A 13,695-nucleotide genomic window follows, 5' to 3' on the forward strand; every position below is an offset into this window, starting at 1 on the left:
TTATCGACCCGCCGCAGCACGGACCGGAGCGCTCAGATCCGGGCGGGTTGCTGTGCCAGATGCTGTCGCGCCATGGGGTCAAATGCGAGATTGATGTGCTCAGCAAGACCATGGCCCGCGTCTCGGACGTGTTGAACCGACATGCGGTCGATACAGCGGCAGATCTGATCGTGATGGGGGCCTACGGGCATTCCCGTTTCCGTGAGGCGATCCTGGGCGGAGCAACCCGCAATATGCTGGAGAGGGCAAAAGTGCCGGTTATGATGGCCCACTAAGGCACGGTCTCAAGTAAGGAGGGGGCGACACATTCGGCCCCTTCGCTTGCTCAAGGAGTGGTCAGATCAGGCAGCCGCCATCGCTGTCATCTCCCGCCTCTTCCATAAGGCGCCCCATGTCAGGCACGGTCACATGCCGCTTGCCCTCCAGTTCGATCACGCCGTCCTTGCGCAGGGCGGAGACCTGTCGGCTGACGGTTTCCAGCGTCAGCCCCAGATAGTCTGCCATAGCCTCGCGGGTCAGCGGCAAATCAAAAACGCGACGGTTGCTGTCTTTGTGGAGCTGCAAGGAGGCATCGCGCCGGGCCAGAATAGACAACAAGCTGGCGATCTTCTCGCGCGCCGTTTTACGCCCCAGAACCAGCATCCATTCCCGGGCTGCGTCCAGTTCGTCCAATGTCATCTCAAGCAGGCGATGTGCCACATGCGGTGTATGGGCCATCATCTCCTCAAACGGTTTCTTGCGAAAACAGCACATGACCACCGTTGAGGTTGCCACCACATTATAAGCTGCCGTATCGCGCCCGGGTCGGCCAACAAAATCGCTGGGCAGCAGCAGACCAACCATCTGGGTCCGCCCGTCCTCCATGGTCTGCGTCAGGGTTGCGATGCCCGAGACAACGGAGCCTACAAAATCCATCCGGTCACCGGACCAGGTGATTGGTTGGCCCGCATCATAGGTGCGATAGTATTTGATGGAATCCAACACCTCTAGCTCATCCGCATCACAGCGCGCACAAACGGCACGGTGACGAATAGGGCAATCGCCGCAATTGACGTTCTGAATGGTAGGAGCGTTCATGAGAGGTCCGATTTGATCTGCGCTAAGGCTAATGCTCACCTGGCAGTGTCAATTTAAACATGTGCGGCGTAAATCACAATTGGCGACTCCGCGTTAGTCTTTAGGTCGCGAAGCGACTGCAGCCGTAGTTGCCAACGACGGTGACGCTTCACGCTCCAACAAAGACAATGATTTACCCGTTTCAACGGGCCAATGACTGTGGCTCTGTAGCCGGATGCGCCATTCTGTCGCGACAATCAAAGCGCAAAACTGTGCAGCGCCGGAAATGCTTGCGCGAACCGCAGCCTACCCGGCTGCGGCCAGAAGTTGCTGCGTGTAGGGATCTGACGGATTGTTGAACAGGTCAGCGGCCGATCCCGCCTCAACCACATCACCCTGCTTCATCACGATCATCTTGTGTGACATGGCCCGTACCACATTCAGATCATGCGAGATGAACAGATACGCGAGCCCATGCCGCTCCTGCAGGTCGCGCAACAGATTGACGATCTGCACCTGCACAGTCATGTCCAGTGCCGATGTTGGCTCATCCAGCACCACCAGTTTCGGCCGCAACACCATCGCCCGCGCAATCGCAATCCGTTGCCGCTGGCCACCTGAAAATTCATGCGGGTAGCGATCCATAAATGCCGGATCCAACCCCACCTCAGCCATCACCTCAGCGACCAGATCTCGCGGATCACGGTCCTGATCCACATTGTGAATAGCCAACCCTTCGGAAATGATCTGCGCACAGGTCATTCGCGGGCTAAGCGCCCCGAAAGGATCCTGAAACACGATCTGCATATCCGCCCGCAATCGGCGCAAATCGCGGGTTGACCACTGCCGCAAATCCTGTCCTTGAAACTCAACCCGCCCCTCAGAGGCGATCAGACGCATGATGGCCAATGCCAGCGTGGTTTTGCCGCTGCCACTTTCGCCCACAATGCCCAACGTCTCACCCGCGCGGACCGAAAGCGACGTTGGGTTTACCGCCTTCACATGGCCGACAGTGCGTTTCAGTAAGCCTTTTTGAATGGGAAACCACACCTTCAGATCTTCGGCGCGGATCAGCTCCTTGGCATCCTCCGGCACCGGTTGAGGCTGGCCAGTCGGTTCGGCATCCAGCAGTTTGCGCGTGTAGGGATGCTGCGGATTGGCAAAAATCTCAGCCGTGGGACCGCTTTCAACGATCTCACCCGCCTGCATGACGCAGACGCGATCCGCGATCCGGCGGACAATGCTCAGATCATGGGTGATGAACAGCAACCCCATGCCCTCGCTGGATTTCAGATCCGCAAGCAGCTCAAGAATCTGCATCTGAATGGTGACATCAAGGGCGGTTGTCGGCTCATCCGCGATCAGGATGTCAGGTTTGTTGGCAAGAGCCATGGCGATCATGACTCGCTGGCGCTGCCCGCCGGACAACTGATGCGGATACGCGTCCAGACGGGTCTCTGCGTCCCGGATACCAACCCGGTTCAACAGATCCACAATCCGCTCCCGCGCCGCCGTGCCGCCAAGCCCCTGATGCAGAGCAAGCGACTCCGCCAACTGTTTCTCAATCGAGTGCAGCGGGTTGAGAGAGGTCATCGGCTCCTGAAAAATGAAGCTGATATCATTGCCTCGTACCTGCCGAAGATGGCGCTCACTGGCGCCGACCATCTCGGTGCCATCATAAGTAACGGAACCAGTGACCGTGGCGCTGTCACCCAACAGTGAGACTGTCGACAGCGCCGAAACTGATTTGCCGGAACCGCTCTCGCCCACCAGCGCGACCGTTTCCCCGCGGCCCACCGAAAAGGACACGCCGCGCACTGCCTCTGTCACCTTGCCGTCCTGACGGAAGGAAACCCGCAGATCGCGGACATTCAGGAGCTGAGAGGTGTCAGTGTTCATGAGAATGTCTTTCTCGGATCAAAGGCATCGCGCACCCCTTCAAAGATGAAGACCAGCAGCGACAGCATGATGGCAAAGGTAAAGAAGGCGGTGAACGCCAGCCAGGGCGCCTCTAGGTTCTGCTTGGCCTGCAAGGTCAGTTCCCCGAGCGACGGCGCGGAGGATGGCAGCCCAAAGCCAAGGAAATCCAGCCCTGCCAGCGTGCCAATGGTGCCGGTCACGATAAACGGCAGAAACGTCAGAGTCGCAACCATTGCATTCGGCAGCATATGGCGGAACATGATGGTCATATTGCCCACCCCCAATGCCTTGGCCGCGCGCACATATTCCAGATTGCGGGCACGCAGGAACTCCGCCCGGACCACACTGACCAAGGCCGTCCAACTGAACAGGATCATCAGTACCACCAATAGCCAGAAACTGCGTCCCAGAATGGCGAACATGATGATGATGACGTAGAGCTGCGGGATGGAGCCCCAGATCTCAATCACCCTCTGGAAAATCAGATCTAGCCAGCCACCAAAGAACCCCTGAACCGCGCCCGCCACAATGCCCACCAAGGTGGCGGCTCCGGTGACCATCAGGGTGAACAGGATCGACAAGCGAAACCCGTGAATGACGCGCGCCAATACATCGCGCTTGGTATCATCCGTGCCCAGCAGGTTCTGCCCATTTGGTGGCAAAGGTGCGGCACCGGGCCGGTCAACCGTAGTGTTGAAAGAATAGGGGATCGGCGGCCAGATCGCCCACCCTTCCACAAACCCATCCGCCGCAAACGTGCCGGCTTCGATCTCTTCCAGAATTCCTTCGGGATCGTCGAAGCAGTCCTCAACACCGCCAGAGGCAATCAGACACTGTACCTCCGGATCACGGTAAGCGGCCTCCGTCTGGAAGTCCCCGCCAAAAGCCGTCTCCGGGTAGAAGTTGAACACAGGCGTGAAATATTCGCCCCGGTAGTTCACCAGCATCGGTTTGTCATTGGCGACAAACTCAGCAAACAGCGAAATCCCGAACAGAACGGAAAAGATCCAAAGCGACCAGAAGGCCCGGCGATTGCGGCAGAAATTGCTCCAGCGACGCTGGTTGAGCGGGGACAATGCCATCTGTCAGCCCTCTCTCTTTTCAAAGTCGATACGCGGATCGACAATCACATACATGATGTCGGAGATAATCCCGACCACGAGGCTCATCAGTCCGAAAATAAACAACGTACCAAAGATCACCGGATAATCGCGCGCCACCGCGGCCTCAAACCCCAGGCGCCCCAGACCGTCGAGAGAGAAAATCGTCTCAATGATCAGGCTGCCGGAGAAGAAGACCCCGATAAAAACCGCCGGAAAGCCCGCAATGACGATCAGCATCGCATTGCGGAACACATGACCATAAAGCACCCGCCGCTCGCTCAGCCCCTTGGCGCGGGCGGTCATCACATATTGCTTCTTGATCTCATCCAGGAACGAATTTTTGGTCAGCAGTGTCAGCGTGGCAAAGGCCGAAATGGTCGAGGCCACAACCGGCAGCGTGATGTGCCAGAAATAGTCGGCGATCTTACCGAAAAGGCTGAGGTTTTCCCAGTTGTCAGAGGTCAGCCCCCGCAGCGGGAAAATCTGCCAATAGGACCCGCCGGCAAACAACACCAAGAGCAGGATTGCAAACAGAAAACCGGGGATTGCATAGGCGGCGATGATCAGACCGCTGGTCCATGTATCAAACCGACTGCCGTCCCGCAGAGCCTTGCGGATGCCCAATGGGATGGAAATCAGATAGGCGATTAATGTCGACCAAAGCCCCAGCGAGATTGACACCGGCATCTTCTCCAGAACCAGATCCATCACATCAATCTTGCGGAAATAGCTCTCGCCGAAGTCAAAGCGCATGTAGTTGCCGAGCATGAGGATAAACCGCTCCAACGGCGGTTTGTCCAAGCCATACTGCTGCTCCAGCTCTGCGATCAACTCAGGCGGCAACCCTTGTCGACCAGCGTAATTGTCATTGGCTGCGATGGCCTCTCCGCCAGCGTCACCGCCGCCCCCGGCGAATCCCTCGAATACATCGCCGCCGCCTTCCAGCTGTGCAATCATCTGTTCGACCGGACCACCCGGCACAAATTGCACCAGAGCGAAATTGATAACGAGGATCCCGAACAGCGTCGGGATCACCAGGAGAAAACGTCTAAGGATATAGGCTGCCATGTCAGGCGCTTACCGCAACGCGCCAGAGGATTTCAATGCCGCTTCTTTCTCGGCGTTGACCCACCAGACATCGCGCAGCCCCAGATCGAACAACGGCAAGGTCTCTGGCTGCTCATAGAAATTCCAATAGGCCACCCAATTCACATCCAGATACCAGGTGGGAACCATAAACCGCTTGGCCCGCAGAACGCGGTCCAACGCACGCACATTGGCGTAGAGCTCTTCCTGATCTTCCGCCTTTACGATGGCACCAATCAGCGTATCAACCGCCGGGTCCGCCATCCCCGCCGGGTTAAACACGGAAAACTCATGCGCATCGGATCCAAACTGCTGGTACAACCCGGTCGAGGGCTGCAGGTACTTTGGATAGGCGAAGGTGATCATATCGAAGTCTTTTTCGCGGCGACGGCTGGTATATTGCGCGAAATCAACCCGGTTAGAGATGGCATCCACCCCCATCTGCCGCAGGTTGGCGATATAGGGCTGCACGATTCGCTCAATCGTGGGCGAATCGATCAGAAACTCCAGTTTCAGCACTTCTCCCTTGGCATCGCGGCGCAACCCGTCATCGCCAACAGCCCAGCCCGCCTCATCCAGCAGTTTCATCGCCCGGCGCAGGTTGCGCCGATCCGCTGGCCGCGCAGGTTTTGAACTATGCGCCATTACTGGCTCACTTGTCAGAAGCGCCGGGTCAATCTGATCACCCAGATTCTGCAGCACCTCCAATTCGCGCCCCTTTGGGAGCCCCTTTGCTTCAAGAGCTGAATCCTGCCAGAACGAATGGCGCTGCGCGAACAGCCCATATTGCAGGCTGTCGTTGGTCCATTCAAAATTATAGGCAAGCTGGATCGCTTCACGAACGCGGGGATCCTGAAATTTGGGGCGTAGGAGGTTCATCACAAACCCGCTGGCAGCGGGAACATTACCATCGGGGAATTCCCCCTTCACCACATCGCCCTCTTTAACCGCGTCAAACCCGTAGGCAGTGGCCCAGCTCTTGGAGCTGTTCTCCGGGCGCATGGTGTAGACCCCGGCCTTGAACCCTTCCATCGCGGCAACGCTATCGCCGAAATACTCGATCCGAATGCGATCGTAATTGTGGCGCCCGACATTTACATTCACGTCATTGCCCCAGTAATCGGGGTTGCGTTTATAGACGATGCGCTGGTTTACGTCAGCACTTTCGAGCACATAAGGGCCTGACCCGATCCCTGGGTCCAATCGCGGCTCATCCAGACGCCGGTTTTCCGGATCTGCCTCAAACCAGGCCTTGGAAAACACCGAGGTTCCACCAACCTGCGTGATCATCGCCCGGCGCGGGAAATCCGGCGAGAAATAGAACTTCACCCGATGCGGCCCCAGCACTTCGGCCTTGGGAATGCGCTTTTTGACGGCCTCCGCGTAGGATTGCAGCCCCTGCTCCAACAGAAGGTTGTGCGAGAAGACAACATCCTCAGCCGTGACGGGCGTCCCATCAGAAAACCGTGCTTCAGGGCGCATGTTGAAAATCACCCAGTCCTGGCTCTCCGGATACTCCAGACTCTCGGCCAGCAGACCATAGTAGGATCCCGGTTCATCGTAGGAGCCTATCATCAGCGATTCAAAATGATCAGCCGACATGGCGCCCCCACGGCCCTTACGGGTGTAGGGGTTCATACTGTCGAAGGTTCCAACCGCAGAGAGAGACAGCTCGCCGCCTTTCGGGGCCTCAGGATTGACGTAGTCGAAGTGGGCAAAGCCTTCGGGATATTTCAACTCTCCGAATTCAGTGAAACCGTGACTTTTGATCACCCGCTCCTCAGCAAAGGCCAGCGAGGCCGCCATCGCGCAGATGATGAGCGTGGCAAACCCTGTCATCACGAGGCGAAAAAATGGTTGCGGATCAACCACTCGGGCCGAAACGGCGCGGCGGGGTGCGGTGGGCGTCTTCATCTGCCAATACCTCCATTGTCCGGCGTTCGCTGCCAGGATCATTGTCTGACCCAAAGCTAAGCGGCTGCCCCCCTAACATTCAAGTTCAGATTGGCTGAATTTCCCGTGTGTCAAGAACCGAAGGGGCATGAAATTGCCAAGTCGCGGTCGACCCTGATCACTTCTGCGCCGCTCACCCCTTAAACGGAAAAAGACCGCGCCAAATGGCGCGGTCTCCTCATTCTGTCAAAAGTCGATGAAAATCAGTCGTCGAGGCTGTCGAGATAGGCGATCAGGTTCACCCGATCCTTCTGCTTCTTCAGCCCGCTGAAGCTCATGGTGGTGCCCGGCGCGTATTGTGACGGTTTGGTCAGGAAGGCATCCAGCTCTTCTGCTGTCCATTCACCGCCAAGACCGGCCAGAGTGGCAGAGTATCCAAAGCCATCCGCTGCGGCGATCGGACGATCAACCACCCCATAGAGATAGGGGCCAGTGGCGTTTTCACCGGCTTCGAGTTTGTGGCAGGCGGAGCATTTCTTGAAGACCTTGGCACCTTTGCCAACGTCTGCAGCGGCCATCAGTTCACCAAAGTCTACGACTTCAGCAACTTCTTCCGCACCTGCCTCTTCCACTTCAATCACATAAGAAGCCTCGCCATGGCTTTCGGTATGATAGAGTTCCTCTGCGGCCCATTTGCCCAGGAGGAACACGAGGAACGCGCCGCAAACGCCTGCGGTCGCTTTGGTAAGGGTCATCGTGTCAAACATGATCGCGAGTCCATTTCAGCTGTCTGGGAGGGTGTCTAAGGCTTCCCCTCTCAAGTGGCAAGGTATAGACAGCGCGACGAAACGCCCGTTTTTTGAAGTTTTGCACGGATGTCGCAGTTATGACCCAGAGAATTGCCATTCAGGGGGAGCTTGGCTCCTACAGCCACGAAGCCTGCCGCAAGGAACGCCCCGACATGGACGTGCTGCCCTGCCGCAATTTCGAGGACGCCATTGACGCCGTGCGCAGCGGCGCCGCTGAGCTGGCCATGCTCCCGGTGGAGAATTCCACCTATGGGCGCGTTGCCGACATTCACCGCCTGCTGCCGCACAGTGGTCTTCATATCATCGACGAAGCCTTTGTGCGCGTGCATATCAATCTTCTTGGCGTACCGGGCGCGCAGCTTGAAGACATCAAAGAGGCGCATTCGCATCTCGTGCTGCTGCCGCAATGTGCACGGTTTCTAAGCGAAAACAACATCCACGGCCGTGTCAGCCCCGACAATGCCCGCGCTGCCCGTGACGTGGCCGAACAAGGGGACAAGACCCACGCCGCGCTGGCCAGTGAACTGGCTGGCGAGATCTACGGTCTGGAGGTGCTGGCCCGCCATATCGAGGATCATGGCAATAACACCACCCGTTTCCTGACCATGTCGCGCGAGCCGAATATGGACCGCCGGGGCAACCATGGCATGATCACCAGCTTCGTCTTCCAGGTTCGCAACATACCCGCCGCACTCTACAAAGCGATGGGTGGCTTTGCGACCAATGGCATCAACATGACAAAGCTCGAGAGCTACATGGTCGACGGGTCCTTCACCGCGACCCAGTTCTATGCTGATATTGATGGACATCCGGACGATCCCAATGTCCGCCTCGCCATGGATGAACTGGCCTATTTCACTACAAACATCGAAATCCTGGGAGTCTACCCAGCGAATGACGATCGTTTCTGATCTGTAATTCGCGTCAGGCGGAGCGGCCAACCCGGTCTTCGGTCTGTTTGGCAAACTCGGACACGCGTTTCTTGAAGCCGCGGTTCAATTTGCTGCGCGCCAGCTTCAGGGACTGAACCATCAAACGCCCCGACAGCGTCTTGGGTGTCAGCGATAAGGTCACCGACAAGCGGGTGCGCTGCGGCGACAGGGCCAGCAACTCGATATCCATCGCGCCATCCAGGCCGCTGCCTGTGCCGGTCAGCACCATCTGTGTCACAGGTTCATAAGTGCTGAGCGATAGGTGCAGATTGCGTTTCTTGCCGCGAAACTGGAACTCGATCTCCCAGGCCAGCCCGTTTTCGGGATGATGAACATCCCCCATCCGCTGCACATCCACACCCCGACGCAGCGCCATACGCTCCATGTTTTCGAAATCTGCGATTGATCGAAAGACTTCTGCAATTGGTGCGTCGATGTCTTCTTTGCTGGAAAAATCCATGGGCGTCCTGTTGTTACAGCGGATCGGAAAATCCGATGGCGGTCTTGTACTGACTGCTACTATTCGTCTCAATCCAGCGTATCTGCAAGCCAGTTCTGCAACAGAAAATGCGCAATTGCACCTTTGCGCGGCTGGCGAATATCGGGGTGCTCCCCTTCGAATACCGTCATCATATCCTGACGTGAGACCCAGATCGCATCTTCGATCTCTTTGGGATCAATGGTGATCTCACGCCCCAGCGCCTCGCCCGCGCAGCCGAACATCAGTGACATTGGAAACGGCCAGGGCTGACTGGACAGATAGCTGACGGCACCGACCTCTACGCCGGTCTCTTCCGCAGTCTCACGCCGCACAGCGGCCTCCAGTGTTTCGCCTGGTTCCACGAACCCGGCCAGCAGGGAATACATCCCCTCGGGCCATCCCGGCGACCGCCCGACCAGTACCGCATCGCCATGCGTGATCAACATGATCACGACGGGATCAGTGCGCGGAAAATGCGCGGCGTCACAGCTGGGGCAGACCCGCTGCCACCCCGCCTGCGCCATATCGCTTTTGGCACCACAGCAGGCACAATACCCATGCGAATGATGCCAGCCAAACACCGCCCGTGCGGTCGCCGCAAGTTCTGCGTCCTCGCGGCTGAGCTGCGCCATGATGCGGCGCAGTTCGACAAATCCAGTGCCCTGCGGCAGATCCGGATGCCGCTGCTCGCTGCTGTCCACAAAGCCAAGCAGCGCTATATCGTCAAGGTTGTCCGGCTGCCAATCACTGATATCAACCGAGAATCGTGCCCGCCCTGCTGCACAGATCCCGAGGAAGACAGCACCCGCCGCCGCGCCCGTGACCATAGGATGATCGGGCCGGATCCAGGCCAGAGCCTCAGGGACAATCGCACTGTCTGATGCCACGGCAACCTCTGAAGGCAGGGCGCACAATGGCTTTCCACGCCAGATCAACAAGATACGACAGTTCCCACCTTCCCACAGCGCAGCCAAAGCCGCAGGATCGTCCCTGAGATGCGCCGCCCGGTCCAAACCACTGCCGCCAAATGTCACCTGTTCTGCCTGTCGCATCGCGCCCTCTAATTCTACGTCTGCGCACACATGCGCCACTCCACCTGAAATCGTCACAAGAATGCAACTTTAGGGTGTAAAGTTGTTTCCTCTACGCCACAGTAACCTAGAAAGTTCTGGCCCTGCCTAGCGGGTGAAAACCCTAATTCCGCAGCATCTCAAGAGGAAAGCAACACGATTGAATAGAATTCTCAGCAATAAGCGGCTTTCGAGTGTCACATTTGATTGCTTCAAAGAGGCAAACAGGCTTGTTAATAAATTGGCAACCAACGCCACCTCGGGATTTACCGTGCGACCTCTAAGAAATACCAAATGACAGGATCGGATAAAGCCGAAGACAGTAAGGTCGGATCCCTGCGTATTCTGGCGACCACAGATCTTCACGCAAACCTGCTCAGTCACGATTATTATTCCGATCAACCTGATCCTGCGCTGGGGCTTTCGCGTGTGGCCACGCTGATCGCTCAGGCGCGCCGCGAGGCGGCCGCAAACGGTGCTGTCACCCTGCTTCTGGACAATGGCGACAGCATATTCGGAACCCCGATTGCAGAGCGCCCGCTAGAGCTCAGTGACGTCCGCCCTGCACCGGTTGCACGCGCATTTGATCTGCTCAACTATGACGCCATCGGCCTTGGAAATCATGACTTCGACTTTGGATTGGATCAGTTGCGACAGGCGCTGCTTCGGATCAACTGTCCGGTCCTGTGTTCCAATATGCGAGCCCTGAACCCGCAGCTGTCACTGCCGTTCTGTCAGTCTGTCGTATTGGAGCGCGTGCTTCCTGGTGCCGACAATACTGCGCCGCTGCGAATCGGACTGCTGTCGGTCCTGCCGATGCAAACACTCAAATGGGCAGCCCATGCTTTGCACGGCAAAGTTACTATTGATGACATGGTGCAATCGGCCAGCAAGCACTCTGCGGCGCTACGGAGGAACGGCTGCGATATTGTCGTGGCTCTGGCCCACACTGGAATCGGGGAAACAGGCGCCGCCTATGGCATCGAGAATGCCCTTCATCCGCTTGCCAACCTTGGCTCCTTGGACGCTATCATTGGCGGTCACACACACCTGACGCTGCCTGATCCGCGGCATCCAGTTTCGGTCCCGATTGTCATGCCGGGTGCCCATGGCTCGCATCTCGGAGTGATCGATCTGAGTATTAGGCTCAGCACAGGTCGCTGGGACGTGACCTATGCCTCCAGTGCGCTCCGCCCTATTGCAGAACGCAGGCCGACCTGTGACACGGACAGTGTTCTGACCCCCCTAGTCGACGAAGACACCTCGGTCATAGAGGCTCTCGCAGAAGATCATGCCGAAACACGAAGCCGCATGGCGCAACCTGTCGGACGCACGAGCCAACCGCTGCATTCCTATTTTACCTTTCTTGGACACGATCAAGCGCTGGCGCTGGTGGCTCGGGCACAGGCCGCTGCGGTTCGCCCGGCCCTGACAGATACTGTGGCAAGCAACCTGCCACTGCTTTCTGCTGCGGCGCCTGGAAAGTTCGGCGCGCGCTCTGGTCCGTCGAACTATACCGATGTGCCGGTTGGACAGATGTATATGCGCCATGTCGTCGATATCCAGCCGTTCCCAAATGAGCTACGCACAGTGGTTTTGAATGGCGCCCAATTGCGCGCCTGGCTGGAGATGTCGGCCGGATTGTTCAATCAGATCGCGCCGGGCTCATCTGGTGAACCATTGCTTGACAATGACCGGGCTGGCCACAACTTCGACGTTATTTTTGGTGTTCAATATGATATCGATGTCTCCGCACCGGCAAGGTTTGCAATCGATGGCGAGTTGGCCAATCCCGACAGCCATCGAATTCGCAACCTCCGCTGGAAGGGAGCGCCAGTGCGCGACAGCCAGCATTTCGCAGTCGCAGTCAGCAGCTATCGCATCGGTGGTGGCGGCAATTTCGCCATGGCCCAGTCCGCCACGCCGCTGCCGATCCCCCCATTACGGGTCAGAGACGTGATCCGTGACTATGTGGCCGGGCGTCTCGACCGTGACCCATTGGAACACGCACCTGCGCCCTGGCGCCTGGTTAGCCACGCCTCCACCGAGGCCGAGATCTTTACCGGCCCCGGGGCCCGCGCTTATCTCAGCGATCTTGATCCGTCCCGCCACAGCCTGCGTGGTACCACGCCCGACGGGTTCTTGCGAATTGGCGTCAGATTGTAAGGTCAGAGCATATGATGCACCTCGTCGCTCCGTTTACATTGCGCATCGCACGGGCTTGCCATTCTCCGCCTGCCCTCCTATATCGGGGTCGAGAGGTTGGCGCGGGCAAGCGCCTCGCCAACCTGGTCAGATCCGGAAGGAAGCAGCCACAACGAGCCCCGCTTGGGTCGATGTCCAACCTCTCACCTTTCCCTTTCTTATGAGATGACTGGTCGGCGGCAGTGAGCGCAAAGCATCACTTCCGCATAAGAGATGCTAGGCAGCACAATATATAGATACCGCTGAACCGGCAGCACAATCTGTAGCGCCAGTACGGGTCAGTAATTCCGGGACATACCCGACGATATGCTTGACGACTCGCCCCCGCCCCCGCTAGCTCTTCGATAGATGGTTCCTGTATCACCATTGGGTGGTCAGGATGAAAAGGGAACACGGTGCGAGATGGCAGACTTGCCAGATCAATGCCGCGACTGCCCCCGCAACTGTAAGCGGTGAGCGACCCCGGACTATGCCACTGATGCCGAGGTCCATATGGACCTGCCGCATTGGGAAGGCACCGGTGTTGTGACGACCCGCGAGTCAGGAGACCTGCCATCAGACAAGAAACTCGAAACCAGGCGGGGTGTTCTGGCAGGGTCTGCATGTCTGCCCATTGGCCTGCCAGCTCTGACCATTCATCCCCTCCTTCGCGCGGAGGGCGCAATGAACTGGACTGACACAACACACCGCTACTCACTCAGCAATTGCCAACATCTGGGGCAACCCTGCCCTGCGGCAGAACGCATGCTGTCACGCCTGGCCGCTGCTTTAGGACAGGCCCGTGCGGTCACAACTGATGACTTTGAAATTGCGGGCACCTGTGAACTGACCGCCTGCGACCGGCCCTGCCAGGCACGGTTTGCGGCCAGCCACGATCGCATCCGCATCTACTTCGGCATCTCTCCCGAGGTGGATCAGGGCAGCCTTGACCAATTCGCGGACGCACTTTTCTGCCAAACTGCGAACAGCCGCCCCATTACCTGCCTGCGGGAATACCCCTGTGGCTTGGCTCAGGCTCTGCCCTTGACACCGCAACCCGCGCGCACAGCGGCAGCGCTGCAATCCGTGCCCGCCTGACGACCCAGATCAACCTGTCGAACCGGTCTCCGGCGCCGCGATTGCGCGGCGCTGCATCCGAAT

12 protein-coding genes, 1 other RNA gene and 1 riboswitch are annotated in these 13,695 nt (G+C 57.9%); of the genes, 5 read left to right on the top strand and 8 right to left on the bottom strand.

Features of this window, described 5'->3' with window-relative positions; genetic code table 11:
• The coding region (locus OO25_RS14055) for a universal stress protein (RefSeq protein ID WP_040180778.1) at window positions 1-275 on the top strand (275 nt) is incomplete at its 5' end.
• 61 nt (window positions 276-336) lie between these two features.
• Here OO25_RS14055 and fnrL read toward each other — a convergent pair.
• From fnrL to OO25_RS14085, 6 genes are all read right to left on the bottom strand, one after another.
• Complete coding sequence (gene fnrL / locus OO25_RS14060; protein WP_040174583.1) at window positions 337-1,077, bottom strand: transcriptional regulator FnrL; 741 nt, start codon at window positions 1,075-1,077, stop codon at window positions 337-339.
• A gap of 285 nt (window positions 1,078-1,362) precedes the next feature.
• Complete coding sequence (locus OO25_RS14065; RefSeq protein WP_040180779.1) at window positions 1,363-2,955, bottom strand: ABC transporter ATP-binding protein; 1,593 nt, start codon at window positions 2,953-2,955, stop codon at window positions 1,363-1,365.
• A complete protein-coding gene (locus OO25_RS14070; RefSeq protein WP_040180780.1) occupies window positions 2,952-4,058 on the bottom strand; it encodes an ABC transporter permease in 1,107 nt (368 codons plus the stop codon). The genes OO25_RS14065 and OO25_RS14070 overlap by 4 nt, the downstream gene beginning before the upstream one ends.
• Before the next feature lie 3 nt (window positions 4,059-4,061).
• Complete coding sequence (locus tag OO25_RS14075) at window positions 4,062-5,147, bottom strand: microcin C ABC transporter permease YejB (protein ID WP_040180781.1); 1,086 nt, start codon at window positions 5,145-5,147, stop codon at window positions 4,062-4,064.
• Between the two features lie 9 nt (window positions 5,148-5,156).
• Window positions 5,157-7,079 (bottom strand): extracellular solute-binding protein, encoded by a 1,923-nt coding sequence (locus tag OO25_RS14080; protein WP_040180782.1) that lies wholly within the window; start codon window positions 7,077-7,079, stop codon window positions 5,157-5,159.
• Window positions 7,080-7,321: 242 nt separating this feature from the next.
• Window positions 7,322-7,825 (bottom strand): cytochrome c family protein, encoded by a 504-nt coding sequence (locus tag OO25_RS14085; protein ID WP_014875899.1) that lies wholly within the window; start codon window positions 7,823-7,825, stop codon window positions 7,322-7,324.
• Window positions 7,826-7,944: 119 nt separating this feature from the next.
• On the opposite strand from OO25_RS14085, the gene OO25_RS14090 reads away from it, so the two are divergent.
• Entirely contained in the window at window positions 7,945-8,778 is an 834-nt protein-coding gene (locus OO25_RS14090) for a prephenate dehydratase (protein ID WP_040174588.1), read from the top strand.
• 13 nt (window positions 8,779-8,791) lie between these two features.
• Here the strand turns inward: OO25_RS14090 and OO25_RS14095 are convergent, their stop codons facing one another.
• On the bottom strand, window positions 8,792-9,259 hold the full coding sequence (locus OO25_RS14095) for an SRPBCC family protein (RefSeq protein WP_040174589.1): 468 nt from the start codon (window positions 9,257-9,259) through the stop codon (window positions 8,792-8,794).
• 68 nt (window positions 9,260-9,327) lie between these two features.
• Complete coding sequence (gene nudC / locus OO25_RS14100; RefSeq protein WP_040180783.1) at window positions 9,328-10,332, bottom strand: NAD(+) diphosphatase; 1,005 nt, start codon at window positions 10,330-10,332, stop codon at window positions 9,328-9,330.
• A 312-nt stretch (window positions 10,333-10,644) separates the two neighbouring features.
• Here nudC and OO25_RS14105 point away from each other — a divergent pair, with 312 nt between their 5' ends.
• From OO25_RS14105 to OO25_RS22385, 3 genes are all read left to right on the top strand, one after another.
• Window positions 10,645-12,516 carry a 5'-nucleotidase C-terminal domain-containing protein gene (locus OO25_RS14105; RefSeq protein WP_040180784.1) on the top strand — a complete coding sequence of 624 codons (1,872 nt, stop codon included), beginning with the start codon at window positions 10,645-10,647 and terminating at the stop codon, window positions 12,514-12,516.
• Window positions 12,517-12,605: 89 nt separating this feature from the next.
• An RNA gene (gene ffs, locus OO25_RS22380) (signal recognition particle sRNA small type) lies at window positions 12,606-12,704 on the top strand.
• A gap of 183 nt (window positions 12,705-12,887) precedes the next feature.
• A riboswitch (cobalamin riboswitch) is annotated at window positions 12,888-13,127 on the top strand.
• A gap of 91 nt (window positions 13,128-13,218) precedes the next feature.
• Complete coding sequence (locus OO25_RS22385; RefSeq protein WP_040180844.1) at window positions 13,219-13,632, top strand: hypothetical protein; 414 nt, start codon at window positions 13,219-13,221, stop codon at window positions 13,630-13,632.
• Window positions 13,633-13,695 lie beyond the last annotated feature (63 nt).

This window comes from Phaeobacter sp. S60 (genome assembly GCF_000826845.1).
Classification (GTDB): domain Bacteria; phylum Pseudomonadota; class Alphaproteobacteria; order Rhodobacterales; family Rhodobacteraceae; genus Phaeobacter; species Phaeobacter piscinae.